At 66.0% G+C, this 24,653-nt stretch carries 26 protein-coding genes; 11 read left to right on the forward strand and 15 right to left on the reverse strand.

Annotation, left to right across the window (positions count from 1 at the left end):
• Nucleotides 1–19 precede the first annotated feature (19 nt).
• Both AC3A6M_RS15320 and AC3A6M_RS15325 read left to right on the forward strand, forming a co-directional pair.
• Nucleotides 20–496 (forward strand): GNAT family N-acetyltransferase, encoded by a 477-nt coding sequence (locus tag AC3A6M_RS15320; RefSeq protein WP_487853579.1) that lies wholly within the window; start codon nt 20–22, stop codon nt 494–496.
• Nucleotides 493–1,050, forward strand: coding sequence for a peroxiredoxin-like family protein (locus tag AC3A6M_RS15325; protein ID WP_487853580.1), 558 nt, complete (start codon nt 493–495; stop codon nt 1,048–1,050). The genes AC3A6M_RS15320 and AC3A6M_RS15325 overlap by 4 nt, the downstream gene beginning before the upstream one ends.
• Here AC3A6M_RS15325 and AC3A6M_RS15330 read toward each other — a convergent pair.
• The 5 genes from AC3A6M_RS15330 to AC3A6M_RS15350 form a co-directional block, all read right to left on the reverse strand.
• A complete protein-coding gene (locus AC3A6M_RS15330; RefSeq protein WP_487853581.1) occupies nt 1,014–2,096 on the reverse strand; it encodes a hypothetical protein in 1,083 nt (360 codons plus the stop codon). The two genes, AC3A6M_RS15325 and AC3A6M_RS15330, sit on opposite strands and share 37 nt — an antisense overlap.
• 64 nt (nt 2,097–2,160) lie before the next feature.
• Nucleotides 2,161–3,159 (reverse strand): sensor domain-containing diguanylate cyclase, encoded by a 999-nt coding sequence (locus tag AC3A6M_RS15335; protein WP_487853582.1) that lies wholly within the window; start codon nt 3,157–3,159, stop codon nt 2,161–2,163.
• Nucleotides 3,156–5,327 carry a putative bifunctional diguanylate cyclase/phosphodiesterase gene (locus AC3A6M_RS15340; RefSeq protein WP_487853583.1) on the reverse strand — a complete coding sequence of 724 codons (2,172 nt, stop codon included), beginning with the start codon at nt 5,325–5,327 and terminating at the stop codon, nt 3,156–3,158. The genes AC3A6M_RS15335 and AC3A6M_RS15340 overlap by 4 nt, the downstream gene beginning before the upstream one ends.
• Before the next feature lie 51 nt (nt 5,328–5,378).
• A complete protein-coding gene (locus AC3A6M_RS15345) occupies nt 5,379–6,038 on the reverse strand; it encodes a cupin domain-containing protein (protein ID WP_487853584.1) in 660 nt (219 codons plus the stop codon).
• A 27-nt stretch (nt 6,039–6,065) separates the two neighbouring features.
• Nucleotides 6,066–6,404 carry a hypothetical protein gene (locus AC3A6M_RS15350; RefSeq protein ID WP_487853585.1) on the reverse strand — a complete coding sequence of 113 codons (339 nt, stop codon included), beginning with the start codon at nt 6,402–6,404 and terminating at the stop codon, nt 6,066–6,068.
• A gap of 354 nt (nt 6,405–6,758) precedes the next feature.
• Here AC3A6M_RS15350 and AC3A6M_RS15355 point away from each other — a divergent pair, with 354 nt between their 5' ends.
• Nucleotides 6,759–7,718: an AraC family transcriptional regulator gene (locus AC3A6M_RS15355; protein WP_487853586.1), complete on the forward strand. Its 960-nt coding sequence runs from the start codon at nt 6,759–6,761 to the stop codon at nt 7,716–7,718.
• A gap of 128 nt (nt 7,719–7,846) precedes the next feature.
• Nucleotides 7,847–8,104, forward strand: coding sequence for a hypothetical protein (locus AC3A6M_RS15360; protein WP_487853587.1), 258 nt, complete (start codon nt 7,847–7,849; stop codon nt 8,102–8,104).
• 20 nt (nt 8,105–8,124) lie between these two features.
• Here AC3A6M_RS15360 and AC3A6M_RS15365 read toward each other — a convergent pair whose 3' ends face one another.
• Both AC3A6M_RS15365 and AC3A6M_RS15370 read right to left on the reverse strand, forming a co-directional pair.
• The gene (locus AC3A6M_RS15365; protein ID WP_487853588.1) at nt 8,125–8,859 is read right to left on the reverse strand and encodes an ABC transporter substrate-binding protein; all 735 of its coding nucleotides are present in this window, start codon (nt 8,857–8,859) and stop codon (nt 8,125–8,127) included.
• Between the two features lie 64 nt (nt 8,860–8,923).
• Nucleotides 8,924–9,097: a hypothetical protein gene (locus AC3A6M_RS15370; RefSeq protein WP_487853589.1), complete on the reverse strand. Its 174-nt coding sequence runs from the start codon at nt 9,095–9,097 to the stop codon at nt 8,924–8,926.
• A 185-nt stretch (nt 9,098–9,282) separates the two neighbouring features.
• On the opposite strand from AC3A6M_RS15370, the gene AC3A6M_RS15375 reads away from it, so the two are divergent.
• The 3 genes from AC3A6M_RS15375 (at nt 9,283) to AC3A6M_RS15385 (ending at nt 12,971) form a co-directional block, all read left to right on the forward strand.
• A complete protein-coding gene (locus tag AC3A6M_RS15375) occupies nt 9,283–11,376 on the forward strand; it encodes a TonB-dependent receptor family protein (protein WP_487853590.1) in 2,094 nt (697 codons plus the stop codon).
• Entirely contained in the window at nt 11,373–12,449 is a 1,077-nt protein-coding gene (locus tag AC3A6M_RS15380; RefSeq protein ID WP_487853591.1) for a PepSY-associated TM helix domain-containing protein, read from the forward strand. Before AC3A6M_RS15375 ends, AC3A6M_RS15380 begins: the two co-directional genes overlap by 4 nt.
• A 96-nt stretch (nt 12,450–12,545) precedes the next feature.
• The gene (locus AC3A6M_RS15385; protein WP_487853592.1) at nt 12,546–12,971 is read left to right on the forward strand and encodes a DoxX family protein; all 426 of its coding nucleotides are present in this window, start codon (nt 12,546–12,548) and stop codon (nt 12,969–12,971) included.
• A gap of 51 nt (nt 12,972–13,022) precedes the next feature.
• Here AC3A6M_RS15385 and AC3A6M_RS15390 read toward each other — a convergent pair whose 3' ends face one another.
• Both AC3A6M_RS15390 and AC3A6M_RS15395 read right to left on the reverse strand, forming a co-directional pair.
• Nucleotides 13,023–13,313 carry a hypothetical protein gene (locus AC3A6M_RS15390; protein ID WP_487853593.1) on the reverse strand — a complete coding sequence of 97 codons (291 nt, stop codon included), beginning with the start codon at nt 13,311–13,313 and terminating at the stop codon, nt 13,023–13,025.
• 4 nt (nt 13,314–13,317) lie between these two features.
• Nucleotides 13,318–14,028: a LexA family transcriptional regulator gene (locus AC3A6M_RS15395; RefSeq protein ID WP_487853594.1), complete on the reverse strand. Its 711-nt coding sequence runs from the start codon at nt 14,026–14,028 to the stop codon at nt 13,318–13,320.
• Between the two features lie 114 nt (nt 14,029–14,142).
• Between AC3A6M_RS15395 and AC3A6M_RS15400 the strand changes: the two genes are divergently transcribed.
• The 3 genes from AC3A6M_RS15400 to AC3A6M_RS15410 all read left to right on the forward strand — a co-directional run bounded on the left by AC3A6M_RS15400 (nt 14,143) and on the right by AC3A6M_RS15410 (nt 18,157).
• Entirely contained in the window at nt 14,143–14,553 is a 411-nt protein-coding gene (locus AC3A6M_RS15400; RefSeq protein ID WP_487853595.1) for a hypothetical protein, read from the forward strand.
• Nucleotides 14,554–14,752: 199 nt separating this feature from the next.
• Entirely contained in the window at nt 14,753–16,603 is a 1,851-nt protein-coding gene (gene ftsH / locus AC3A6M_RS15405; RefSeq protein ID WP_487853703.1) for an ATP-dependent zinc metalloprotease FtsH, read from the forward strand.
• A gap of 168 nt (nt 16,604–16,771) precedes the next feature.
• Entirely contained in the window at nt 16,772–18,157 is a 1,386-nt protein-coding gene (locus AC3A6M_RS15410; RefSeq protein ID WP_487853596.1) for an SGNH/GDSL hydrolase family protein, read from the forward strand.
• Between the two features lie 2 nt (nt 18,158–18,159).
• Here AC3A6M_RS15410 and waaF read toward each other — a convergent pair whose 3' ends face one another.
• The 6 genes from waaF to AC3A6M_RS15440 form a co-directional block, all read right to left on the reverse strand.
• Entirely contained in the window at nt 18,160–19,287 is a 1,128-nt protein-coding gene (gene waaF / locus AC3A6M_RS15415; RefSeq protein ID WP_487853597.1) for a lipopolysaccharide heptosyltransferase II, read from the reverse strand.
• Nucleotides 19,284–19,847, reverse strand: a complete 564-nt coding sequence (locus AC3A6M_RS15420; RefSeq protein ID WP_487853598.1) for a D-glycero-alpha-D-manno-heptose-1,7-bisphosphate 7-phosphatase — start codon at nt 19,845–19,847, stop codon at nt 19,284–19,286. Before AC3A6M_RS15420 ends, waaF begins: the two co-directional genes overlap by 4 nt.
• 9 nt (nt 19,848–19,856) lie before the next feature.
• Nucleotides 19,857–20,612 carry an SDR family oxidoreductase gene (locus AC3A6M_RS15425; RefSeq protein WP_487853599.1) on the reverse strand — a complete coding sequence of 252 codons (756 nt, stop codon included), beginning with the start codon at nt 20,610–20,612 and terminating at the stop codon, nt 19,857–19,859.
• Nucleotides 20,609–21,871, reverse strand: coding sequence for a glycosyltransferase (locus tag AC3A6M_RS15430; RefSeq protein ID WP_487853600.1), 1,263 nt, complete (start codon nt 21,869–21,871; stop codon nt 20,609–20,611). Before AC3A6M_RS15430 ends, AC3A6M_RS15425 begins: the two co-directional genes overlap by 4 nt.
• A 10-nt stretch (nt 21,872–21,881) precedes the next feature.
• Nucleotides 21,882–22,859, reverse strand: a complete 978-nt coding sequence (locus AC3A6M_RS15435; protein ID WP_487853601.1) for a glycosyltransferase family 4 protein — start codon at nt 22,857–22,859, stop codon at nt 21,882–21,884.
• A 131-nt stretch (nt 22,860–22,990) separates the two neighbouring features.
• Complete coding sequence (locus tag AC3A6M_RS15440; RefSeq protein ID WP_487853602.1) at nt 22,991–24,025, reverse strand: hypothetical protein; 1,035 nt, start codon at nt 24,023–24,025, stop codon at nt 22,991–22,993.
• Nucleotides 24,026–24,351: 326 nt separating this feature from the next.
• Between AC3A6M_RS15440 and AC3A6M_RS15445 the strand changes: the two genes are divergently transcribed.
• Nucleotides 24,352–24,594 carry a KGG domain-containing protein gene (locus AC3A6M_RS15445; protein WP_487853603.1) on the forward strand — a complete coding sequence of 81 codons (243 nt, stop codon included), beginning with the start codon at nt 24,352–24,354 and terminating at the stop codon, nt 24,592–24,594.
• The last annotated feature ends 59 nt before the right edge of the window (nt 24,595–24,653 follow it).

Below are 24,653 nucleotides of genomic sequence, written 5' to 3' on the forward strand. Positions count from 1 at the left end.
GGATATCTGGAGGCATGCCATGGGATCGGTTGAGATCAGGAGCGTCGATGACAAGGATTTTGACATCTGGCTTCCGCTGTGGATGGACTATCAGCGTTTCTACGAGGCGGAAATCCCCGCCTCCATGACGCGCGGGACCTGGGAGCGCTTCCTGGACCCCCGCGAGCCGCTTCATGCGGCCCTGGCCTTGGCCGGCCGCCACGCGGTCGGGCTGGTGCATTCGGTCTACCACCGCTCCACCTGGACGACGGAAGACTACTGTTATCTCCAGGACCTGTTTGTCGCGGGCGATGCGCGTGGCGGCGGCATCGGCCGCGCCCTGATCGAACATGTCTATGCGGACGCGAAACGTCGCGGCGCCGCCCGTGTGTATTGGCTGACGCACGAAGAGAACCGGAGCGCCATGCAGCTTTACGACCGCATCGCCGATCGCTCGGGTTTCATCCAGTATCGAAAGCCGTTGAAAGCCCCGGCGCCCGGACCAATGAAAAAATGACCTACTACGGAGAAAAAATGCTACTACCTCGGAAACCCGTTCCCGGGCTTCGCGTGCCCACGCTTGCGCATGGCGAGTTCGATCTTGCAGACGACGCGCCGGAGCGTTTCACCTTGATCTGTTTTTACCGCGGCCTGCATTGCCCGATCTGTTTGAAGTATCTGCGCGAGCTTGGATCCCTGGTTCTCGAGTTCGAGCGTCGCGGCACGAAGGTGATCGCCATCAGTTCCGACAGTCCCGAACGAACGCAGGAGATGGCCCGCAAGGTCGGCGCCGATGATTTGCGATTCGGGCACTCGCTCCCGCTCACGGCCGCCCGCGAATGGGGACTCTATATATCTTCATCGCGTGGAAAGTCGTCGATTAACATTGAAGAACCGGCGCTCTTTTCAGAACCAGGGGTGTTCCTTGTGCGGCCGGACGGAACGTTGTACTACGGTGCGGTGCAAACAATGCCGTTCGCCCGCCCGGTGTTCGTGGAATTGCTCCAGGCGATCGATTTCGCAATCACCAGGGATTACCCGGCACGTGGCGAATATGACGGTCCGCTTTGAAATAGAGGAAAAGCCGGCAAGCCGATCGGCAGATGGCCGCCGAGCTCCCCCTCCTGCAGAAGCGCACCGCGGTTCTTGTGCGCTAACATGCCGGCGCCGAGCGACGGCACCCTGCGCTTGTCGGTATCGTAATTCACCGCGGTGCGGACAAGTTCGAATTGCTGGTCCGGCAAACCTGCAGTGCGCGTGACTACGGATAGTTCCATCAAGCGCGCTGGATCGAGGTCCTGGCTGAACCGGGCGAAACCGCGATAGCGGAATTGCTCATCAACGAGGCGGTCGCTGTGCCGTATCAGCGCATTCATTATTTCGTGCATCAGGGACGCCTCGCTGAATTCGCGTAAAACGATAGTCATCGGCAATTGTTCAAATCCCGAACGCGCCCTGGGGGACGGAGATTGCGCGAATACGATGTCGACGATCACGTTACCGTTGGGGCGAATCGCCACATCATCGACCTTCATCGTACGGCCATCGAAGCGTACGCCTTGCAGCCACGTCTCCACGACGGGCTGGTGGCCGTGACTCGCCTTTCGCCTGACCAGTTCCGGAAACCGCGTCATCAACGGAAGGTCCATGTGGGTGCTGAATGGCGTCCCGGTGCGCCCGGTATTGTTGTCGTGGATGGTCAGGAGTTCCCTTACTTCGTGTTCGCAGGCTTTCTTTATCGCCAGGAAGGCCGTTTGTATCACCTCGGAAGTCGGCACGTACGTGTCGATCCGCCAGCGGCGGCCATACACGATCCGCCGCTTGCCTGGCTCGCCTTGACGTTGGTAGTTATCGGGGCCGATGCAACCCGTTTGCAGGTACAGGCCGACATTATCCTGCCCGCAAAACAGCAGGACATCGTCTACCGCTTCGATATCGTTCAGGATGGCGGATACGCTCTCTACCGTTTGCTCATACTGCAGGTAGTGCTGGGGGATGCAATATTTGCCGTTCGTGAGCCGGATACAAGGCGCCAGGGGCATCGGTGTCTCTCCCATGTGGAGGAGAGACAGGGCGTCGGAGCCGGCGCTGCCCGGGTAGATTTTGTGAATGTTCATGGCGTCCCTATCCGTTTCAGACAAGCTGACGATTCGATCAGCAGGCGCCATGCTAAATCTTGCATCATGTCATGAAATCCGGCTTCTTGACGCGGGAGTCCTGAATGGATGACAGGGCGCGCTTGTCGGAATACATCCTGGTATCGCCGTCGAGCAGCATTCGGCCGATATCCGCGGCTTCCAGGCCGTTCGTATCGACATGGCCGACGCTGAATTGAAGCTCGCAGCCACGCCTGCCTCTTTCGTTTTCCGATTCGACGATGGCCCGCAGGCGCTGCATGGCGGCGCGGGTATCGGAGGGACTTGAATCGAGCAGCAGGACAGCGAACTCATCTCCGCCGAGCCGCCCGATGATGTCCGTACTGCGAAAGGTCCGCTTCAGCGCGTCCGCGAAATGGCGCAAAGCACGATCTCCTTCAGCATGCCCAAACGTGTCATTAATCGCTTTGAAGCCGTTCAGGTCGAAAAAAAGCAGGGAAGCCGGCCGCTGCATGCGCCTGCAGACATGCAGTCCATTCTGGGCCAGCGTCTCGAATCCGCGGCGGTTGACCAGTCCCGTCAGTCCGTCGACGATGGCCATGTGCATTGCCGTCAGCTCATGTTCGACCGTCGCCGCCAGATCCTTCATGACGCCGATGTCCTCTTGCGTCATCTTCCTGGGGACATCGTCGACAAGGCAGAGGGTTCCCAGGCGGCAGCCGTTCATCACCAGCGGGCAACCCGCATAGAACCTGACATGCGGGGCGCCGACGACGAAAGGATTGTTGGCAAACCGGCCATCGGCGAGGGTGTCCGGTACAAGCATGATGTCCTCACTTTTTATCGCCTGGGCGCAGAAAGAATGCTCACGCGCGATCGGAGCCTGAGCGTCTCCCGTGCTGGAGATGGTGTACACCATGTCAGGCGCCACAAGGGTCACCTTGGCGACCGGCACATTGAAGAGGCGTTTGGCCAGGCGCGCGAGCCGATCGAAGCGCTCGTCGGGATTCGCATTGAACAGACTGAGCGCTCGCAGCGCATCCAAGCGGATCGAGGAGTCTTCCAGGCAGGTATCCGGGTTCATGCTGAATTCAAACCTGAAATGGTGCGACTGATTGTTCGTGCCCGCAGCATGTCGGCAAACCCGCCCGCGGGAACCGGTTTGCTGAAATAAAAGCCCTGGATCTGGTCGCAGCCGCTCTCGCGCAGCAACTGCACCTGCTCCGCGGTCTCGACCCCCTCGGCGATCACCTTGAGTTGCAGGCTGTGGCCGATGCTGATGATCGCTTTTGCGATGGCGGCATCGCCGGAATTCGTCGTCATGTCGGTGACAAACGCACGGTCGATTTTCACCGAGCTGAAAGGAAAGCGTTTCAGATAAGCCAGCGATGAGTAGCCGGTGCCGAAGTCGTCCAATGCCAGATGCAATCCGGCGTCTCGAAGCGAGCGCATGGTTTCCTCGGCCGCATCGGGGTCTTGCATGACCAGCGTCTCCGTCAGTTCCAGCTCGATGTCGTCCGGGCTGACGTCGTGCAAGCGGAGCGCGTCCTGAACGTCCTTGAAGACATCGCTCCCCTTGAACTGCATGGCGGAGATGTTGATGGCCACGGGGACGATCGGAATCCCTTGCGCACGCCATGCGGACTGTTGGGCGCAGACAGTATCGATCACCCATTTTCCAATCGGGACAATCAATCCGATGTCTTCTGCCAGCGGGATGAACTGCGCCGGAGAAATCACACCCTTTTCCGGATGTATCCAGCGTATCAGCGCTTCAGCCGCCACAATTTCGCCGGACCTGACGTCGACCTTGGGCTGATAGTGCATAACGAATTGGCCGGTTCCGATGGCGGAGCGCATCAGGCCTTCCAGCTCGAGCTGGGCGCTCACATGCGCATTCAGTTCGGGCGAGTAGAAAGATGCGCGTTCTCCGGTCATCCTGGCGTGTTTCAGCGCCGCTTCTGCATTGCGGAATACCACTTCGCTTTCTTCGCCATCCTGGGGGCTGGTAGCGCATCCCATGCGCGCCGACAGCTGCAACTTGTGGCCCTCGAGCTGTATCGGTTCCTCGATGATCTCCGTAACGCGGTCTATCAGCAGCGTCAAATCCGCATTGTCGGCATAGATGTCCGCGATCGCAAAGCTGTCGCCAGCCACCCGGGCGATGCTGGCCTGTTCCGGCAAGCCGGCCTGCAAGCGCTGGGCGATGATTTCCAGCACCTGGTCGCCCGCCTGGCGTCCCCATACCTCGTTGACGTGCTTGAAATGCCCGAGATTCGCGACGAGTACATAGACGCCGAGCTGACGACTATAGGCCGCGTAAACGAGCTGGGTCAAGCGGTCGAGGAACAGCGGGAAGTTCGGCAGACCCGTCAGGACATCGTAGTAATACAGATAGTTCGCGCGATCTTGTTGATCGAGGTTTCTTAACGCAAATGAAAGATCCTGGCTCAGTTCGAACAAGAGCGGTACGTCGATTTCGTCGAAAAAACCTTCGTCGGCAAACAGCGCCATGACGCCTTCGACCCGGTCCCAGGGCTTGAGTGGAACGATGGCCATGGCGCCGAGGCCGCGCTCGAAGACATGGACGCCATCCGCATCTGGCACGGCATCCGGCGAGCCCGGATCATGAATGCGGACCACGCCCGAGTCGATGGCTTTCCGTATCACGCCTTCATGAGCGAGCAAGGGATCGAGGGCAGGAAGTTCGTCGTGCGAAAAGCCATTGCTCGCAGCGAGCGCCAGCTTGCCGTCCTTGTCGCGCATTGCCACCAACGCTGCGCCATATCCGCCGATGTCGACCGCGATCCGGGTGGTTTCATTGAACAGGACGGAGCGATCGCGCAGGCGCGCAATCGCCGAGTTCGTTGCACTGAGCGTCGCAAGGCAGCGGTTCAGCTTGGCGTTTTTTCTCTGCTGCCGCTCGAGTTCGCGGATGGAGCATTCGAGTTTTGACATCCGTCCGGAGAGGTGGTTGCGCAGCCGCGCCTTCAGCACCGGCGTCGGCGTCACATCCGACAAGTAGTCGGCCGCGCCGGCCTCGAGTGCCTGCAGCTCCTGCGCCATATCGTGTCGCCGCGCGACCAGGACCGTGGGCGCTTCTACCTGTTCAGGCAGCGCGACAAGCTCGTTGTCTATCCCGACCACGACCAGTGCAACACGTTCCTTTCTGCCTTCCACTGCGATATCTGCCGCAGCGTCCACCTCGACCAGCCTGTAGCTGGCGCCGAAGGCGGAATGGATGGCTTCCAAGGTAGCTCTTGTCACATTGTGATGAAGGATCACAGCCGGACTCATCTGATGTCATGCCTTTCTTGAATTGATAGGGACGGGTAGGGACGCATGTTCCGCAACCGGGACGACCACAAAACGCCGTGTCCAGCCTTTCTTCGACAGGACCGAGCGGCGTATCAGTGCGATAAGGACCTGCTTCATGGCGGACGAGACCAGCACATCGGAGCAGACCTCACGTGCAATATGCTCGGTCAGCGCAAGCTGCAATGTGCGCTCCAGCCCATCGTCCCTGGAAAACTGTTCGACGACAGGTGCGTGCAGCGTATCGAAGAGGTCGATCGAATGGCCGCATAAACTGCGGAACGTGCCGCACAACATGAACGCCGTGCTCTCTGCGGGTGACGACGAGGGGGACGGTGCCGGCTCGAACCTGAAAGGACAATGGGGCGGCACGATGATCAGCGCTTGCGGTTCAATCGCGGCTGGAATGCCATGTCGCGTGTACAGGCGCCCGTACCCCTCGCGGATGTAGTGGAAGCTTGGCGTGTCGCAGCCGTCAAGGTCGATTGCAAATCCTGGCCCGACGACGCATTCGGAAAGCGCAATCACCTGGACTTCCATGGTGCTGACCAGGCGATCGACGGCTTCGAGCGCCAGCCAGGCAGGAGCACGCAAGCCGTCATCGCTGCTGGCCATGCATGGCGTCGTATTTCCTTCGTTTGCTTGCATGGTTCCTTGCACCCGGCGTTGTCGCATTCAGAGTTTGCTGACGATGAGCTTGCACGTTTGGTCGTGCAGGTCGCGCAGATCCTTTGGCGCCCTGGAGAAGCTCATCTTGCGATCCATGGCAACCCGCGCATCGTGCAAGGACCTGGAAGTCGGATTGTCCCAGTCGTTGCCGAGCAGGTCTTTCATGATCACGGTCGCGTGCTTTTCCGCCTCGGCGTCGCTCAGGGATTTGCCGAGCAGTTCGGCGCCACGCTTGAGCGATTCGCCGTGGATGGTGACGAAGCAGCCAAGCATCGCATCGCGCGCTTCGACGGGAGTGACCGCAGCACCGGAGCTCACTTTTTCCAGCATTTTTTTGACGTGCATGGCATTTCCTTTTGATTTGAATAGGGTTGAATGGAAGCTTTTTTCGTTTCGCTTATTTTGTGTTGCCTATTGCTTTGTCCGCTGAAGAACGGCTCAACCAGCCTCTGCGTATGGATGAATCTTAAAGACTCCGGTGACCGTAAAATCCGCGAATTGTGCTCAATAGTCCTAATCTACAGGCGACCCCGCAAAACCCGTCCGGCTTCTGGCATGATGTCGATAAGACACCTGTAATGACGCGCCAGGCCGCACGGCAGGATCCGATGCCGGGTGAATTGCATCAATTCGACGAAGCACGCCTGGGTGGAGGAAAAAGAAATTAAAAGCAGTGCGAACAAAGGAGTTCTTTTTTTAATGAAGTCCGTTTCTCAAATTTCACCGCCGGATTTGAACCGTTTGATTGCAGTGCTGGACGTCCAGGTAGTCGGCTTATCGGAATGTCTGGTCAGCCCAGGCTATCACCTGGTATTGAAAGGGCAGGAGTTTCCCGGTATTCATTACGTGCTCGAAGGATCCGGGCTGATGTATGTTCGAAACGATCCGCCGGTGAAGATCGAGCCGCATACGCTCGTCATCTTGCCGCCGAACTGTCCATTCCGCCTGGAAGTAATGAAAAGCGACGAGCAGCCCGGTGCGACGGAAGCGGTGGATGGGATGGACAATGTGAAGCTGGTCGACTCGATACAGCGCTTCACGGCGGGCAGCGCCGGGCCTCGGACGGTCATGATCTGCGGCTTCTTCAAGACCTTGTACGGCTCGTCGATCGACTTGTTCGAGACCTTGTCCGCGCCGATCGTCGAGAATTTTTGCGCGGCCGACCAGCTCGATTCCAAGCTCAAGAATGCAATGGCTGAACTGATGTCGCAGGAAATCGGTTCCGGCGCAATGACCGGCGCGCTGCTGAAGCAGGTGATCGTGGCTTTGGTGCGGAAGTCGCTGAGCTCGATGAATGTGTGGGTCGAACGCTTTTCGATGCTGAGCGACCCTCAGATCGCCCACGCATTTGCCGACATGGTCGCGCAGCCCGGAAAGGCTCACACCATTCATACGCTGGCAGAAGCAGCTTGCCTGAGCAGGTCGGCGTTCATGGTCCGGTTCAATAACGCCATCGGACGTTCGCCGATGATGGTCCTGCGCGATTTGCGGATGCGCCAGGCGGCGACCGACCTGGCCGCCGGGAACCTGTCCATCGACCACGTCATCCATAACTCGGGATATGCCAGCCGTAGCAGCTTCGGCCGGGCTTTCAAGGAAGCGTACGGGGTCGACCCCTCCAGTTATCGCGAATCGACCCTGGCGGGCAAGGGAGCGTAAGAGCGGCTGGCAAAACCCGCATGGCGGCGTTGCATCGTCTTGCCGTACCAGCGTACTTCGACGATGCGCCTTGCCCTGCAAACCACGGGCATCATGCTAGGATGACCTTTTGCGCGAAGGAGGCCGCCATGGGAACGCCAGGTGTCATTACCGCCGTATATCGCGAGCACGATATCGCGATCCACCCGTCCGGCAAGCCTGAAGACTCCCTCACGGACGCCTTCATGATCCTCGAGCCGACCACCAATCCGATGTTCACGCGAACGCTGCACGAACATCCGCATGACCAGGTCAAGACCTACGCCACCGAAGACGAAGCAAGGGAAGCGGCGATGAAGCTGGCGCGTGCCTGGATCGATGCCCGGCTGGACAAGCCGGTCGAATAGCATTGTCCAGCTGGCCGGCCTCACGCCGCGGCCGACGCCACCGATGCGCCCTCGATGCGGTGGCGCGCCAGTGCGTCGGCGACGAAGCCGCTCGCCTTCATGCGTTCGACGAAGCTGGCGAGGAAGGCGGCGGCATCCTGGCCGCGGCTCTTCGGCATGCCCATCGCCTGCCGGATCACCATGAAGCGCCCGTCGAGCAGGCGCAGGCCGCCCAAGCGCTTCGCGTCCGCTTCGAGCTGCTGCCTGACGCCGGCCGCGACTTCCGCGCCGAGCTCCAGGAAAGTATCGACCACGGCAGGGGAGGTCGGCGAGCGCAGGATCTGCGCATGCTGCAGGCTGCGGCTCAGGTACAGGTCGTAGGCGCTGCCCTTGCCTACCACGACCCGGTTGGCTGCCCGGTCGACTTCTTCGTTGGCGCGGATCGACGAGTCCGCCTTCACCAGGTAGCAGCCCTCGATCAGCACATAGGCCGGGCTGAACGCGATGTCCGCGCCGCGCACCGGATCGATTGCGAAGAATCCGATGTCCGCCTGTTCCGAAGCGACCACGTCGACCGACTTGCCGGCCGCGTCCACCACCACCAGCTCCGGTTCCACGCGCAGCAGCCGGGCGAACTCGCGGGCGAGGTCGACGGACACGCCGCGCGCACCGCCGTCCTCGCCCCGGTAGGCGAGGATCGGATTGCCGAGGTTGATCGAGGCGCGCAGCTTGCCGGTCGGGGCGAAGGCGGCGAGGAGGGAAGCGGTCGGCGTCATGGTCGTCGGCGAATGAGGGTGCGGGTGGCAGTCACGCAGCTTACCAGCACCGCGTCCGATGCGCTCAGCGATCGACTGCCTGCTTCGGCACCAGCACCAGCAGGCAGGCGCCCACCAGCTGCACGCCCGAGGTCAGCATCAGGCCCGCCCCCTGCTTGCCGGTGAAGTCGTTCAGCCAGCCGACCAGGGATGGCGAGAGGAAGCCGGCCAGGTTGGCCACTCGCTCTTTGAGTAACATGAATGTCTCCTTGGTATTCGGTGGTGGCATCCATGTTCCCGGATCGCCGCCGGGCCGGCAAACGAGGAAAACTCAGGGAGGGGCGAAATCAATTCACGTCTGTCCGGCAGGGCGAGCAATTTTCGGTTCTTAATGCGAATGAGAAATGTTATCATTTGCGTTTTGAAATATTGCTCGGAGAAATCATGCTGTCGCGTAGCGCCGTCTTCCCATCCCTACTCACGCCGTGTGCCGCCGCGGTGGCGCTTGCTTTGCCCGCCATGGCTGCCCAGGCCCAGAACAGTGAAGTCGGTGCCGCACAGATCGAGACCGTGCATGTGACCGGCAACTGGCTCGGTTCGGGCCTGCAGAACAGCGTGAAGAATTTCGCCGGCGCGCGCACCGTGGTCCAGAAGGAAGACATCGAAGACAGCGGCGCCGCCAGCATCGGCGACGTCATGCGCCGCATCCCCGGCGTGCAGAGCACCGACAATTCCGGCACCGCGGGCAGCGCGATCTCCCTGAACATCGGCGTGCGCGGCCTGACCGGGCGCTATTCGCCGCGTTCGACCGTGCTGCTGGACGGCGTGCCGCTGGCGGTGGCCCCGTACGGCCAGCCGCAGCTGTCCTTCGCCCCGGTCAGCCTGAACAACATCGAGGCCATCGACGTGGTGCGCGGCGGCGGCGCGGTGCGCTATGGCCCGCAGAACGTCGGCGGCATCGTCAACTTCACGACCCGTGCGATTCCCGATACGCCCGGCCTGGCCGGCGATGCGAGCGTGCGCTACAACAGCTTCCGCGGCGATAATCACAACACCCAGTACAGCGCCTATCTCGGTTCGCAGATGGAAAACGGCTTCGGCGTGGCCGTGCTGTATTCCGGCATGAGCGGCAGCGAGTGGCGCGACGGCAGCGACGAGCGCGTGAACGACCTGGCGGTCAAGATGCGCTACCGGCTTTCCGCCGGCGTCCAGCTGACCGGCAAGCTATCGTACTACGACGTGCGCTCGCGGACCCCGGGCGGCCTGACGGTGGCGCAGTTCGACGCCGACCCGTTCCAGAACACGCGGCCAGGCGATTACTGGTCGGGCAGCCGCAAGGGCATCGACCTCGGCTACCTGAACAGCCTGGGCAGCGACCGCGAAGCCGAGGTCAAGGTCTATTACAACGAAAGCAGCCGCGAGAGCGGCTTGATCAACGCGGCACGCACCCAGGTCACCTACCAGCCGCGCAACTACCAGGTGCTGGGCATCGAGCCGCGCTACACCCAGCGCGTGCGCGCCGGCGCCACCACCCACGACGTCACGGCCGGCTACCGCTACCTGCGCGAACGCGGCGACGACAACAGCTATTCCGCCAGCACCGCCACCGGCAAGGCCGGCGCCGTCAGCACCTTCGACAACAGCACCGATGCGCATGCCCTGTACGTCGACGACCGCATCGCCTGGCAGGCCTGGCGCATCACCCCGGGCCTGCGCTTCGAGCACATCGCATCGGAACGGGCGCAGCGCGGCAGCACCACGCGCTTCGAGAGCGGCAACGACAAGCCGCTGCCGTCGCTGAACGTCGCTTACCTCGCCACGCCGGCGCTGACCGTGTTCACCAACTACGGCACCTCGTTCGGTCCGGTGCAGAACCTGCAGCTGAACTCCCAGAGCGCCGCCAATCCGCTCAAGCCCGAAGTGGCGAAAACCGTCGAGCTGGGCGCACGCTACAAGACGTCCGCGCTGAGCGCCGAAGCCACGGCCTACAAGCTCCGCTTCGACAACCAGATCATCCAGGTGCCGGGCCTGGTGCCGGCCACCTTCCGCAACATCGGCGCCACCAGCCACGAAGGCATCGAGAGCGCGTTCGACTACCGTTTCGCACGCGATGGCGCCCTGGCCGGTCTCGGCCTCTACGCCAACTACAACTACACCCGCGCGCTCCAGGAATCGGGCAGCACGGCCGGCATGGACGTGCCGTTCTACTCGCGCCACACCGGCACGCTGGGCGCGCGCTTTGTCTCCGGCCCGCTGTCCCTGAACCTGTCCGGCACGGCCCAGAGCGCGCAGTATGCCGACGCCGCCAACACCGTCGCCGAATCGCTCGACGCCGGCACCGGCCGCATCCCCGGCTTCCACCTCTGGAACGCCCAGGTGGGCTGGAAGTTCGCCGGGCAGCCGCGCATCGAGCTGCTGGCCGGCGTGAACAACCTGGCCGACACGCGCTATTACACCCGCAACGTGGACGGCAACGCCGGCCGCATGGCGGGCGCGCCGCGCACCGCCTACGTCCAGCTGCGCGTGGCCTTCGAATGAACGCGTCGCTGCGCCGCTGGTGGCTGCGCACCCACCGCTGGCTGGCGCTGTCGGTCGGCTGGGTGCTGGCCTGCGTGGCCCTGATGGGGGCGACCCTGGTGGTGGCGGGACCCGTGGACCGCACCCTGCATCCCGAACTGTTCCGCGCGCGCTCGAGCGGCCCTGCCGTGGCGCTGGAACCGGTGCGCCAGCGCCTGCTGGCGGAATTCGGCCAGGACGCCGCGCTCGGCTTCCGCATGCCGCGCACCGAGGGCGACGCGCTGGCCGTGACCGTGAAGGCCGATTGGGTCGGGACCGTGTACATCGACCCGGCCAGCGGTGCGGAGCAGGGCAGGCGCGGCGAGACCGAGGGCTTCCGCAACCTGCTGTTCAAGCTGCATAGTTCGCTCGGCCTGCAGGACACCGGCAAGGCAATCCTGGCGTGGATCGCGCTGGCGTATCTGTTCCTGCTGCTGACCGGCGCCATCCTGTGGTGGCCGCGCCGCTGGCCGCCGGTGCTGAAGGTGGAATGGCGCAAGGGCCTGCTGCGCGGGCTGTTCGACCTGCACCGCACCGGCGGCGCCGTGCTCGGGATGCTGATCGCGGTGTCGGTGGCGAGCGGCGCCTACATGGCCTGGCGGCCCCTGGGCGAGGCCGTCACTGCGCTGGCCGGGGCCCAGCCCCTGAAGCCGCCCAAGCTGCCGAAGCGGCCAAAGGGGGCGGATGCCATGGCGGCGCCGGACTTCGATGCCTTGCTGGCGCAGGCCCGCGCGGCGCTGCCCGGCGCGCCGGTCTCGATCGCCATGCTGCCGGCCCGTTCCGACCGTCCGGTGCGCATCCGCCTGAAGACGGCGGACGATCCGCATCCGAACGGACTGAGCTCGGTCTGGCTCGACCCCCGCACCGGCCAGGTGCTGGCGGTCAACCGCTGGCAGGCGCTCGACCCCGGCGCTCGCGCCGTGGCCGTGGTCTATCCGCTGCACACGGGCGAGCTGGGCGGCCCGCTGCTGGAAGCGCTGGTGTCCCTGAACGGCCTGGCGCTCGGGCTGCTTGGCGTGAGCGGCATATGGCTGTGGTGGAAGCGGCGCCGCTGAGCCGGGTATTGACGTAACATCGGCAGGCCGGCGGCCTTGCGCCCGAGCCGGCGGCGATCGGGCATTCCAGGCGCATTCCACTCACGAGGAAAGATCATGGAAACAGTGAACGTTATCGGCAACCCCATGGACGACCGTGGCAAGCTGCTCCTGCGCATCCTGCTCTCGGTCCTGATCCTGTTTCATGGCGTGTCGAAGCTGATCGGCGGGGTCGGGATGATCGGCGGGATGCTGGCGAAGGCCGGCCTGCCCCCCGCCCTGGGCTACCTCGTCTACATCGGCGAAGTGCTGGCGCCGCTGCTGATCCTGGTCGGCCTGTTCACCCGCGCGGCCGCCCTGGTCATCGTCGTCAACATGATCGTGGCCCTGCTGCTGGTGCACACGAAGCAGTTCTTCACGCTGAACGACACCGGCGGCTGGGCGCTCGAACTGCAGGGGATGTATCTCGGCACCGCCATCGTGATCGCCCTGCTCGGCGCCGGGCGCTACAGTCTTGGCGGCATTGGAGGGCGCTTCAACTGAGCCTCACATCGCCATTTTTCTGGCGTGCGGGGCGCGGCAAACCCGGTGTCTCTAAAAGGGCGGGGGCGCGTCGGGTAATGGCGGCGGCGCGTCCAGGTCGATCTCGATGCGCTCCAGGCCGTCCAGGTCGGCCCCTTCGACCAGGCGTCGGGCCTGGAATGCCGCATGCGCCCGCACGCCGTGCGGCTGGCTAGAAACCAGCATCACCGGCAGGGTAGGGAAGTGCGGCTGCAGGCGCGCCAGCAGCGCGTCGCCGATGCCCGGCACGACCCAGGCCGGCGGCGGAAACGCCACCGCCACCCGCACCCCCTTCAGCACCGTCAGCGCGACGTCGATTTTCATTGCATCAGATCCGGTCGCTTTCCTTGCGCACCACGCGCCCGATCACCAGGCATTCCGCGCCCTTGCACAGCTTGCGGTGGTATTTGCGCTGGTCCGGATTGTCCGAGGTCAGCCACCATTGGCCGGCGTCGCGCGTCAGGCGCTTCACGACCGCCTCGCCCTCGTAGTTGAAGGCATAGACCGCGCCGTCGACCGGCCTGGTGTCCAGCGTGTTCACGACCACGATGTCATCCTCGTACAGCGAGGGTTCCATGCTCTCGCCCTTGACCAGGATGGCGATCAGGTGCTCCGGGCGCAGCTGGTGGCGCTCGATCCAGGAACGGCGCAGACCGAGCGTGCCGCCGTCGCGCTGTTCCGGCTCGGTGCGAAAGCCCGTGATGCCGGCCGACAGGCGCAACTTGACCATCTGGATCTCGACGAAATCCGCATCGTCGTTGGCCGCCGCGCGCACCGGCATCGCATTCCGGACGCCATGCAGGGGCGCCGCGCGCGCGTCGCCTTCGCCGGTCATCAGCCAGATGTGGGAAAAGCCGAGCTCGCGCTCGATGTTCAGCGCGTAGCGGATATCCATCGATTTGATCTTTCCGGTCAGCCACTGGTTGACCACGCTCTTCGACGCCCCGGACGCCTTGACGAGGCCGGTCTGGCCCCGTTCGCCTTCCAGTTGGGGCATGTCGCGGTAGATGGTGTTGAGGCGCTCGGTCAGTGTGTTCATGTTTAGTATTCTAAACTCAATTGGTTTAGTATTCTTGACTCAGGTCAGTTTAGAGTTCTATACTCATGACGAAATACTAAACCTTTGGAAGCCATTCATCAAGGAGACCCCGCCATGCCCGCGCTCATGTTCCTGAAGCTCGCCGTCGTTCCGTTTGCCGCCGGCCTGGCGGCGACCGGCCTCGGCTTCCTGTTCCTGTGGCCGAAGTCGGGGCGCGAGGCGGCCGCGCGCTTCGCCTGCACGCTGCTGGCCTGCGCCGTGGCCGGGCCGTGCCTGGCGATCGCCGTCTACTGCTGGTGGCCGGCCCTGTTCGCATCGGCGGGACAGGCGGCGGCACTGGCCGGCGGGCCGGCTGAATTCGGCGTGCTGCTGGTGGCGGCGCCCTTCCTGGTGCTGGCCGGATTGCCGGCCTGGTGGATCCTTGGCGCCCTGGTCCTGTGGTTCGACCGCCGCCGCAGCAAGGACATCGCCGAGATCGCGCACGATGCCGCCGAGGCCGTCCGCCAGGTACGCGAAACCCTGTGAGCTCGCGGCGCGGATTTGATAAAAATCAAATCGACGTCTATCCTGAAGAAGAAGGTGTGGATGACGCGGCGTACCAGCCGACGGGAGAACGCGTGTGGACAGCAAGGCCGACGACAAGGCCGGAGACAAACCCGACGATCAACTCGACAACAAATCTGACAACAAAAGCGGGGCGATCCGGCCCTTCCTGTGGTACTGGATGTTCGGACTGCTGTTGTTCATGCTGTCCCAGTCCCTGTTCGAGCTGATGACGACCTCGCCGCTGGCCTACAGCGAGTTCAAGCAGCTGCTGCGCGCCGGCCAGGTGAACGAAGTGACGGTGTCCGACACGGCGGTCACCGGCACCCTCAAGGACCGCGGCCTCGAGGCCGTGCTGCCGAAGGCGCGCGCGGATGCGATCAAGTGCGGCGCGGACGGCAATTGTCCCTTCACCACCGTGCGCGTGACCGATCCCGACCTGGCCAAGGAACTCGAGGCGGCCAAGGTGCGCTTTGGCGGCCAGGTGCACAGCGAGTGGCTGTCGACCCTGCTGGCCTGGGTGCTGCCCATCGCGCTGCTGTTCTGGCTGTGGAGCACCATGCTCAAGCGCGGCGGGATGACGGCCGGGCTGTTCGACATCGCCAAGAGCCGCGCCCGGGTCCACATGCAGAGCAGGACCGGGGTCAGTTTCGACGACGTGGCCGGCGCCGACGAGGCCAGGGAAGAGCTGATGGAGATCGTCGAGTTCCTGAAGAACCCGCAGCGCTACCACCGCCTCGGCGGGCACATCCCGAAGGGCGTGCTGATCGTCGGCGCGCCCGGCACCGGCAAGACCCTGCTGGCCAAGGCCGTGGCCGGCGAGGCCGGGGTGCCGTTCTTCTCGATCAGCGGTTCGGAATTCGTCGAGATGTTCGTCGGGGTCGGCGCGGCGCGCGTGCGCGACCTGTTCGTGCAGGCCCAGAAGGTGGCGCCCTGCATCATCTTCATCGACGAGCTGGACGCGCTGGGCCGCGCGCGCGGCATCGCCAGCACCGTCGGCGGCTACAACGAGCAGGAGCAGACCCTGAACCAGTTGCTGGTGGAGATGGACGGCTTCGATTCCGGCAAGGGCGTGATCATCCTGGCCGCCACCAACCGACCGGAAATCCTCGATCCGGCCCTGCTGCGACCCGGACGCTTCGACCGCCACGTCGCCCTCGACCGGCCCGACCTGCGCGGACGCCAGCAGATCCTGCAGGTCCATGCGCGCAAAGTGACGCTGGCGAACGACGTCGACCTGGCGCGCATCGCCGCGCGTACGCCGGGCCTGTCGGGCGCCGACCTCGCCAACCTGGTCAACGAAGCGGCGCTGCTGGCGGCGCGGCGCGGGAAGGACCGGGTCGACCGCGCCGACTTCGACGAGGCCATCGACCGCGTCATCGCCGGCCTGGAAAAGCGCTCGCGCCTGATCAACCCGCTCGAAAAGGAGACGGTCGCCTGGCACGAGGCCGGGCATGCGCTGGTGGCGGAGTTCCGCCCCCACGCCGACCGCGTGGGCAAGATCTCGATCATCCCGCGCGGCATCCAGGCCCTCGGCTATACCCAGCAGCTGCCGACGGAGGACCGCTACCTGCTCAAGAAAAGCGAATTGCTGGACCGGATCGACGTCTACCTCGGCGGCAGGGTGGCGGAGGAACTGGCGTTCGGCGACGTCTCCACCGGCGCCCAGAACGACCTGCAGATGGCGACCGACCTGGCGCGCCACATGGTGACGCAGTACGGCATGAGCGAACAGCTGGGACTGGCCTCCTTCGAACAGGCGCCCTCCAGCGCCCTGTACGCCGCGCCCCCGGGCCAGCGCCGCGAGTACAGCGAACGCACCGCGCGCATGATCGACGCCGACATCGCCCGCCTGCTGGACGATGCCCACGAGCGCGTGCGCGCGACCCTGCGCGAACGGCGCAAGCTGCTCGACGCGCTCGCCCACGCGCTGCTCGAGAAGGAGACCGTCGACCGCGAAGCCCTGGATACGCTGATGCGCCAGGACCAGGTTGCCGCGGCGCCGCGGGAGCTGGTGAAGCGCCAGGGCTAGCGGCGCTTTCCAAGCCGCATCGTATTCAGGCAGAATCCTCGATATAACTCAACGGTTCCCGCCGAAGCTGTCTTGTTGCGCCCGCTATCGACGGCTGATCAGTCGCCGTCGAGCCCGCGCTCGAACGGCCCGGCGGCGGCCTCCGATCGTGATGTCGAGGAGCACACCATGCAGTCCCATCCACTTGTTTCCGCCGGCCGGCGCGTTTTGCTTGCCGCGGGCTTGCTGGCGTTCGCCGGTCTGGCGTCGCCGGCGTTTGCCCAGCCGGGCGGTGATACCCCGCAGTGGGTCGCTACCTGGGGCATGGCGCCCGCCGGAGCGCCGGCGAGCGGCCAGGCCAGCACCTTCAAGGACCAGACCGTGCGCCTGATCGTGCACACCAGCATCGGAGGAAGCGCGGTCCGGATCCGGATCGCGAATACCTTCGGCGCGCGGCCGCTGCGCATCGGCGAAGCCCGCATCGCGCTGCGCCAGGAAGGCGCCGCGATCGCCGCCGGCAGCGACCGCGCGTTGAGCTTCGGCGGCGAGCGCGCGGTCACGGTTGCGCCGGGAGGGGTGGCCGTGTCCGACCCGGTCGACCTCGACGTGCCGGCCCGCTCCGACCTGGCCATCAGCCTTCACCTGCCGGGCAGTGTGCAAGCGGCCACCATCCACGACGCGGCCTTCCAGCGCAATTATGTTTCGAAGCCGGGCAATTTCACTGCGGCCACGACCTTTCCGACCGACCGGACCATCACCTTCTGGCCATTCCTGACCGACGTCGACGTCGACGCCCCGGGCGCGGCCGCCATCGTGGCACTGGGCGACTCGATCACCGATGGCTCGAATACCATGGCCGACGCGAATCACCGCTGGCCCGACCTGCTGGCCCTGCGGCTGCAGGGCGCGCGCGGGCCGCTTGCCGTGGTCAAAGGCGGCAAGGAGGCCGAGCGGCCCGGCGCCGCGCCGGCCGGCCCGGACGTCCGCCTCGGCATCGTGAACCGCGGCATCGCTGGCAACCGCCTGCTGCGCGATCCGGGCGAGTGGCAGCTGTTCGGGCGCGCCGCGCTGGACCGTTTCGAGCGCGACGTGCTGGCCACCGCCGGCGTGCGCCACCTGGTCGTCTTTATCGGCATCAACGACATCGGCCATCCGGGTACGGGGACGATCCCGGTCTCGGAAGAACCGACGCCGGACGAGCTGGTCGCCGGTTATCGCCGGCTCATCGCGCGTGCCCACGAGAAGGGCATCGCGATCTACGGCGCCACCCTGACGCCGTTCGAAGGCACGACCTTCCAGGGCTACTACACGCCGGCGAAGGAACAGGTCCGCCAGGCCGTCAACCGCTGGATCCGTTCCAGCGGCGAGTTCGACGGCGTGCTCGACTTCGACCGCGCGCTGCGCGATCCGGACCGTCCGTCCAGGTTGCTGCCGGCCTACGACAGCGGCGACCACCTGCATCCGAACGACCGCGGCATGCAGGCGATGGCCGACGCGGTTCCGCTGCGGTGGTTCCGCAGCCCGGGCGGCAGCGTCGGCGCTTCCGGGACGGCGGCACGCACCGGCGGATATTGATCTCAGCCGGCATCGAGGCTCCCGGCCTCGGCGGTGGAGGGTGGGCGGGCGGGCGATGCCGGCGGCAGCAGCTCCAGTACCGCCTCCACGACCCGCTCCGGTTCCACGCGCGCCAGGCAGGCGTGGTGGCCGGCCGGGCAGGCGCTCTTGAAGCAGAAGCGGCAGGGCACGTCGTGGAACAGCACCCGGCTGCGCACGCGCCAGGGCGTGTGCTGGGGATTGGTCAGCGCATACAGCGCGACCACCGGGGTGCCGACCGCGGCCGCCACATGGGCCGGCCCGCTGTTGTTGGTCAGCGCAACCGCGGCCAGGCGCAGCGCCGCCCCCAGCTCTCCCAGGCCCAGCTGGCCGGCGAGGGAAGGGACTGCCACCCCGCAGCCGGCACGGATCTCCTCGACCAGCGCCGCATCGAAGGCGCTGCCCGCGATGACGACCGGCAGCCCGGTGCGGCGCACCAGCAGGCCGAGCGCGCGCGCCCAGTGGCTGGCCGGATAGCGCCTGGAGGAAGCGCTGGCGCCAGGGTGGAGCAGCAGCCAGGGCCGGTCGGGATCGATGCCGATGCCCAGCAGGCGTGCGCGCGCGGCGGCCAGGTCGGCGGCGCGCAGCGCGAACGACAGCCCCGGCACCGGCCCGGCCAGGCGCGGCGCGCCCGCATGGCGCACCAGGTCGAGCTGGCGCTGCACCTCGTGGCGCACCATGGCCTGCGGTTCCGGCTCCGCGACCCAGTCGGTGAGCAGGTGGTAGGGATTCTCGCGGCAGTGGGCGAGCCGCAGCGGAATCCCGGCCAGCCAGCACAGCGTCGCCGCCGGCAGGGCGCTCTGCGTATAGGTCGTGAACACGATTGCCGCATCGAAGCGGTGCGCGGCCAGGGTGGCGGCCAGCGCGAGCAGGTCCGCGGGCGTGGCCGGGGCATCGGCCTTCATCCACGGCGCCGCGTGCACGATCGTTTCATCGATTTCCGGGATGAAGGGGGCGGCCGCGGCGCCGGAGGGTGAAGTCAGCAGGCTCAGGCTGCGCCCTGGTGCGGCGTCGCGCAGGGCGCGCATGGCCGGGGTGCACATCAGGACGTCGCCAAGCCCGTCCAGGCGCACGCAGAGGATGCGGCACGCCTCCGTCCAGCCGGGCGTCATGCGGCCTCTCCATGGCTGGCGATCAGCACCGCCGCGGCATACAGGTCGGGCGCCATGCGGGTCGGGATGCGGCGCGGGCCCAGCCGCCACTCCGTCTCGTTGCCGTTATCGATCAGCACGGTGCGGCAGCCGGCGCGGTTGCCCGCCTCGACGTCGTGCAGGATGTCGCCGATCATCCAGGACGCGCGCAGGTCGATACCGTGGTCCTGGGCCGCCCGCAGCAGCAGGCCGGGCATCGGCTTGCGGCAGTGGCAGTCGCGGGCATAGGCGGCGATGCTGCCGTCCGGGTGGTGCGGGCAGTAATAGAAGCCGTCCAGCGTGAGCTGTTCCCGGAACAGCAGGTCCTGCAGGCGGTCGTGGACGGCCTCCATCGCCGGTTCGCCGAAGCGCCCGAAAGCGATGCCGGCCTGGTTGGTGACGACGAACAGCCGGTAGTCGAGCCGCGACAGCAGGCGCAGGGCCGCGCCGGCGCCGCTGCACAGGGTCATGCGGCCCGGCTCGACGTTGTACGGCAGGTCGTCGACCAGGGTGCCGTCCTTGTCAAGGAAGACTGCTTTCATACGCGCGGTTCAGGGCCACGAGGTTTCGCGCACCGGCAGCACGGTCAGCTCCGGCACCACGCTCGAGCGCGGCAACAGCAGGGCGCCGAGGATGGCGTGGGCGACGTCGGCCGGGTCCTGCAGCAGCCCGGGGTCGAGGTCGGGAAAGCGGTCCAGCAGGAAGGGCGTGCGCATGCCGCCGGCCACCACGGCGGTGACGCGGATGTCGTGCGGGCGCAGCTCGGCGTGCAGGGCGTGCGACAGGCCCAGCAGTCCCCATTTGCTGGCGTGGTAGGCGCTGGCGTTCGGCCAGGCGCGCTTGGCCGCGGTCGAGGTGACGTTGACGATGTCGCCGCCGCCCTGGCGGCGCATGTGGAATGCCGCGTACTTGGCCAGCAGGAAGGGACCGTTCAGGTTGGTGCCGATCACGCGCAGCCAGTCGGCCTCGAGCAGCTCGTGGATCGGCAGGGTGACGTCGGTACCGGCATTGTTGACGAGGATGTCCAGGCGCCCCATGCGCTCGACCGTGCGCTCGACGGCGGCGCGCGCCTGCATCGGGTCGGCCACGTCGAGCTCGACGGTATCGACGCGCACGCCGTGCCCGCGCAGGCGCGGCGCCAGGTCCTGCAGGGCGTCGGCGCGGATGTCGGCGGCCACGATGTCGGCGCCGGCGGCGGCCAGGGTGCCGGCCAGCGCGGCGCCGAGTCCGCTGGCGGCGCCGGTGACGAAAGCGATCCTGCCGCACAGGGCGGCGGTTGGCGAAGAGGCGAGGGAGGGTTCGGTCATGCTGGCTCCTGGGGTTGGGTCAGGTCGATCGGGGCGCGCGCCTGCGCTTCGGCCAGCACGGCGGCGTACACCGTGGCGACCTGCTGGGCGACGCTGCGCCAGGTGTAGTGGCGGTAGGCCCGCCGCAGCCCGGCATCGCCCATGCTGCGGGCCAGCAGGGGATTGCGCTGCAGCGTGGCGAGGCGCTCGGCCACCGCCTGCGGGTCGCGCGAAGGCACCAGGAAGCCGGTGCCGCCGTCGACCACGGTGCTCTTGACGCCGCCGACTTCGGAGCCGACCACCGGCCGCGCGCAGGCCATGGCCTCCACCGGGGTGATGCCGAACGGCTCGTACCAGGGCGTGGTCACGAAGGCATCGGCGGCGCTGTACCAGGTGCGCAACTCGGCGCGCGGCTTCTGGCCGGCGAAGCGCACGTGTTCGAGGATCCCGAGCCGCGCGGCCAGCGCCCGCAGGCGCGCCATCTCGGGGCCGTCGCGCCCGCCTGCGTGGGTATCGCCGCCGACCACCAGCAGCTGCGCGTCGATGCCGTGCCGGGAGCGCAGCAGGGCGGTGGCCTGGATCACGGTGTCGACGCCCTTGCGCGGCACCATGCGCCCCAGCTGCAGCACCGTGAAGCGGCCCGCGCCGTTGCCGGATTCGAGGCCGAGCAGGCTGCGCGCCTCCAGCCGGTCCTGCGGGCATTCGGCGATGATGCGGTCGGCCTGCTGCATCAGTAGGGTCTCGATGCGGATGCGCGCGGGCGGAAAGGCGTCGTCGGCGCCCTGGGCCAGGCGGCGCACCCGGCCGAGCGCGTGGAAGGTGATCACGAAGGGAATGCCGAGCGCCTGCTTGAGGTGCCGGGCCACCATGCCGGACATGAAGAAGTTGGCGTGCACGATGTCGTAGATGGCCGGCTGGTGGCGCGCGAGGCGGGCAGCAAAACGGGTCGTGAAGCGCGCAAAGGCCTGCATGTAGGGCAGCAACTGCTCCTTGGGCACATGGTGGGTGGGACCGGCCGGCACGTGCACCACGCGGATGTTGTCGCGCCAGCGCACCAGCTGCTCCTGGCCGATGGCGTCGCGCCGGGTGAACACGTCCACCAGGTGGCCCGCCAGCGCCAGTTCGCGCGCCAGGTGGGCCACGTAGACGTTCTGGCCGCCGCAGTCGATGCTGCCCGGGGCCGCCAGCGGCGAGGCATGGTCGCTGATGAGGGCGATGCGCCGTACGGCACCGGATACCGGCGCGCAGCTCGCGGACGCCGCTTCGTCGTCGAGTTTCATGGGCGTCCCGCTAGCTGGTGACGTAGCGCAGCGCGGCGTCCCAGTCGGCGCTGAAGCGGTCGATGGAAAAGCGGTCGAGCGCGGTGCGGCGCGCGCCCTGGCCCAGGCGGCGCGCCAGGCCGGGGTCCTTCAGCAGGGCGTGCATGCAGGGCGCGAGCTGGCGCGCGTCGGTGACGGCATAGCCCGAGACGCCGTGCTCGATGACGGTCGCCATCTCGGTGGTGGCGAGGGCCACGACCGGCATCCCGGCCATCATGCCCTCCAGCGTGGACAGGCTGAGGCTGGAGTAGCGGACCGGACTGAACAGGAAGCGGTAGCGGGCCGCGAAGGCGGGCAGGTCGGGATGGTCGATCTCGCCGAGTCCGTCCAGCTCCGCCGCGCCCATACCGAGCAGGTCGAGCGGCAGCTCGGCGCGCAGCGCGGCGAACAGCTCCGCCCCCATGCGCCGGCCGCGCCGCGCAAGGTGGTTCGTGATCGTCAGGCCGCGTTCGAGCTCGCCGGCGTAGCGCACGCCCGGCGGAATCGCGACGCCGTGCTCGATCACGCGCGTGGGCGTGCGCCCGCTGTCCCACATCAGCGCGTTGAAGGGCGTGACATGCAGCAGCAGGACGTTGGGATCGTCGACCAGGTGGCGGGTGTCGGTCGGCCAGGCCTGGCGTGGCGTGGCGCCTCCGGTGACGGCGATGCCGGGAGGGTCGTGCTCGAGATAGATGCGGGGCAGGGCGCGCTGGGCCGGCGTGAGGAACGCGTACTGGTCCTTCTCCCAGTGGTGGTCTTCCTGGAACAGGATGCAGTCGACAGCGCACCCGCGCGCCTGTTCCACCGGCAGGTCGTGGACGTTGGGGCCGAAGGGGAAGGGACCGCAGCGTCCGCCATAGCCGGGCGGGCGCCCGGGCTTGGCCAGCACGTGGAATTCGTGCGGGACGTGGGACAGGTAATACAGGTAGCTGCCGTGCGTGTGCCAGGTCAGGATGTTCAGGCGGCGCATGGCCTTCCCCCATGTCGATGATGTGACCGGTTCGACCGGGGCGGAACGGCAGGGTTCCCTTACTGGAAGAGCGCCTGAATCTGAATCAAAAAAAACGCGCCCGAAGGCGCGTCGCGCGGGTTGGGCACCGCTCAGGGCTTGCGCTTGAAGCCGGTGTCGTCGTCCATATTGTCGTCGCCGTGCAGGCGGTTGGCGTAGCCCGGGCTGCGCGGATAGCCGCCGGCGGCGTCGTTCGACTGGTGGTCGCCGGTCTGCGAGCCGCTGCGGTCGGTGCTGGTGGCGGCGTTCTGCGCGCCGGTATTGCCCGGCGAGCGCGGCAGGCCGCCGGCCACGTCGTTCGACTGGTGCACGCCGCCGACGTCGGAGTTCTGGTTCGCCATCGAATGCGAGCCGGACACGCCGAGCTGGGTATTGCCGCGCTGGGCTTCCTGGCCGGGCTGGCTCTCGTCATGCCTGCCCTCGAGCGGGCCGCGCATGCCGCCGCCGCTGCGGGTCGAGTTGTCGGACACGTACAGGCTGCTGCCCTGCTGGCGGTTGCCGGTCGCGGAACCGGCGTTCAGGCCGGCCGGCGAGCTCTGCGGACCGTGCATGCCGCCGCCGCTGGTGCCGCCCTGGCCGGCGGACTGCATGCTGCCACGGGCCGCGCTCGGCTGGTTGAGGCCCAGCGAGCCGCCCTGCAGGTCCGGCCGGGCCGCGTCCGGCCGGGCCGCGTCCGGCTGGTTCGGGTTCTGCGAGGCCATCTGGCCGCGCACGACTGTGCGGTGCATATCGCGCTGCTGGTTCAGATTCACGCCCGAATCCCTTGGACGGTGTCCGACAGGCTCTTCCAGAATGCCGTAGGCGCCGGACTTCTGTTCCATCTGGCGCTGGTGGCTGTCGGTGATGCCTTGCACCGCGCCCGAGCCGCCGCTCATCTGGGTCTGCATCGAGCCGCCCGGAACCTGCGACCGGTTGCCGTCCTCGCGCTCGCCCGCGCCGCTGCCGCTCTGCTGCGTGCCGATGGTGTCGATGCCCTGGTTGCCCTGCTGCTGCGCGCCGAGGCCTGCCGGATAGGTGTGGTCGAGCGGGCCGTCGTCGGCGGTCTTGCCCTTCGCGCCGGGCGTCCATTTTTCGTTGGCGACGTTGTTCGTCTGGTTGTTGACTTCGCTGCGTTGGTTTGCGTCCATGGTCGTCTCCTTTTCAAAGGACCGATGCATTCTCGATAAGATCATGCGTCATTGGCAGCAACTTCAGTATAGGAAGAGACGGCGGGTGATTGTAGGACTAATACTGACGACTCATTTGTCGGCAATTTACTACCGGAAGTAGATTTCGAATGTGCATTTTCTGTCTCACGTAGTCCTACAAAGTCATCTGGAAACGTCCTATAGCCTCATCCATCCTGCATGCCTAAGATGAATCCGACCGAGCACTCATCGGTTTCTGCCGAGAGCGTCGGAATCGGCCTGCCGCAGGACGCGGCGGTTTTTAGAGCAAACGAGGAGAGAGCACCATGGCTTCGAGTAACCAGGGCAATAAACAGAGTGGCGGTACCAAGAACCGCGGTTTCGCGTCGATGGATCCTGAGCGTCAGCGTGAAATCGCCAGCCAGGGCGGCAAGGCCGCTCACCAGAAGGGTACGGCGCACGAGTTCACCTCGGAAGAGGCCCGTCGCGCAGGCAGCATGAGCCATGGCAATCGCCAGTCGGCATCGGGCTCGTCGTCGCGTGGTTCGTCGCGCGGCAACAAACAGTAAGTGGCGGCTGGAGGACGGTGGCGGCGCCGTCTCTTCCACGCCAGCAAAGGACCGGGGAG

It is taken from the genome of Telluria sp. Soil_C_11 (assembly GCF_057657395.1).

What these genes read in the sequence shown, in the direction of transcription:
- AC3A6M_RS15425 (WP_487853599.1), bottom strand. Translation starts at nt 20,612, where the DNA reads ATGACCGAACCCTCCCTCGCCTCTTCGCCAACCGCCGCCCTGTGCGGC.
- AC3A6M_RS15400 (WP_487853595.1), top strand. Translation starts at nt 14,143, where the DNA reads ATGCCCGCGCTCATGTTCCTGAAGCTCGCCGTCGTTCCGTTTGCCGCC.
- AC3A6M_RS15325 (WP_487853580.1), top strand. Translation starts at nt 493, where the DNA reads ATGACCTACTACGGAGAAAAAATGCTACTACCTCGGAAACCCGTTCCC.
- AC3A6M_RS15435 (WP_487853601.1), bottom strand. Translation starts at nt 22,859, where the DNA reads ATGCGCCGCCTGAACATCCTGACCTGGCACACGCACGGCAGCTACCTG.
- AC3A6M_RS15345 (WP_487853584.1), bottom strand. Translation starts at nt 6,038, where the DNA reads ATGCAAGCAAACGAAGGAAATACGACGCCATGCATGGCCAGCAGCGAT.
- AC3A6M_RS15365 (WP_487853588.1), bottom strand. Translation starts at nt 8,859, where the DNA reads ATGACGCCGACCGCTTCCCTCCTCGCCGCCTTCGCCCCGACCGGCAAG.
- AC3A6M_RS15355 (WP_487853586.1), top strand. Translation starts at nt 6,759, where the DNA reads ATGAAGTCCGTTTCTCAAATTTCACCGCCGGATTTGAACCGTTTGATT.
- AC3A6M_RS15330 (WP_487853581.1), bottom strand. Translation starts at nt 2,096, where the DNA reads ATGAACATTCACAAAATCTACCCGGGCAGCGCCGGCTCCGACGCCCTG.
- AC3A6M_RS15375 (WP_487853590.1), top strand. Translation starts at nt 9,283, where the DNA reads ATGCTGTCGCGTAGCGCCGTCTTCCCATCCCTACTCACGCCGTGTGCC.
- AC3A6M_RS15390 (WP_487853593.1), bottom strand. Translation starts at nt 13,313, where the DNA reads ATGAAAATCGACGTCGCGCTGACGGTGCTGAAGGGGGTGCGGGTGGCG.
- AC3A6M_RS15430 (WP_487853600.1), bottom strand. Translation starts at nt 21,871, where the DNA reads ATGAAACTCGACGACGAAGCGGCGTCCGCGAGCTGCGCGCCGGTATCC.
- AC3A6M_RS15445 (WP_487853603.1), top strand. Translation starts at nt 24,352, where the DNA reads ATGGCTTCGAGTAACCAGGGCAATAAACAGAGTGGCGGTACCAAGAAC.
- AC3A6M_RS15395 (WP_487853594.1), bottom strand. Translation starts at nt 14,028, where the DNA reads ATGAACACACTGACCGAGCGCCTCAACACCATCTACCGCGACATGCCC.
- AC3A6M_RS15385 (WP_487853592.1), top strand. Translation starts at nt 12,546, where the DNA reads ATGGAAACAGTGAACGTTATCGGCAACCCCATGGACGACCGTGGCAAG.
- AC3A6M_RS15335 (WP_487853582.1), bottom strand. Translation starts at nt 3,159, where the DNA reads ATGAACCCGGATACCTGCCTGGAAGACTCCTCGATCCGCTTGGATGCG.
- AC3A6M_RS15320 (WP_487853579.1), top strand. Translation starts at nt 20, where the DNA reads ATGGGATCGGTTGAGATCAGGAGCGTCGATGACAAGGATTTTGACATC.
- AC3A6M_RS15410 (WP_487853596.1), top strand. Translation starts at nt 16,772, where the DNA reads ATGCAGTCCCATCCACTTGTTTCCGCCGGCCGGCGCGTTTTGCTTGCC.
- AC3A6M_RS15440 (WP_487853602.1), bottom strand. Translation starts at nt 24,025, where the DNA reads ATGGACGCAAACCAACGCAGCGAAGTCAACAACCAGACGAACAACGTC.
- AC3A6M_RS15350 (WP_487853585.1), bottom strand. Translation starts at nt 6,404, where the DNA reads ATGCACGTCAAAAAAATGCTGGAAAAAGTGAGCTCCGGTGCTGCGGTC.
- ftsH (WP_487853703.1), top strand. Translation starts at nt 14,753, where the DNA reads ATGTTCGGACTGCTGTTGTTCATGCTGTCCCAGTCCCTGTTCGAGCTG.
- AC3A6M_RS15420 (WP_487853598.1), bottom strand. Translation starts at nt 19,847, where the DNA reads ATGAAAGCAGTCTTCCTTGACAAGGACGGCACCCTGGTCGACGACCTG.
- AC3A6M_RS15360 (WP_487853587.1), top strand. Translation starts at nt 7,847, where the DNA reads ATGGGAACGCCAGGTGTCATTACCGCCGTATATCGCGAGCACGATATC.
- waaF (WP_487853597.1), bottom strand. Translation starts at nt 19,287, where the DNA reads ATGACGCCCGGCTGGACGGAGGCGTGCCGCATCCTCTGCGTGCGCCTG.
- AC3A6M_RS15380 (WP_487853591.1), top strand. Translation starts at nt 11,373, where the DNA reads ATGAACGCGTCGCTGCGCCGCTGGTGGCTGCGCACCCACCGCTGGCTG.
- AC3A6M_RS15370 (WP_487853589.1), bottom strand. Translation starts at nt 9,097, where the DNA reads ATGTTACTCAAAGAGCGAGTGGCCAACCTGGCCGGCTTCCTCTCGCCA.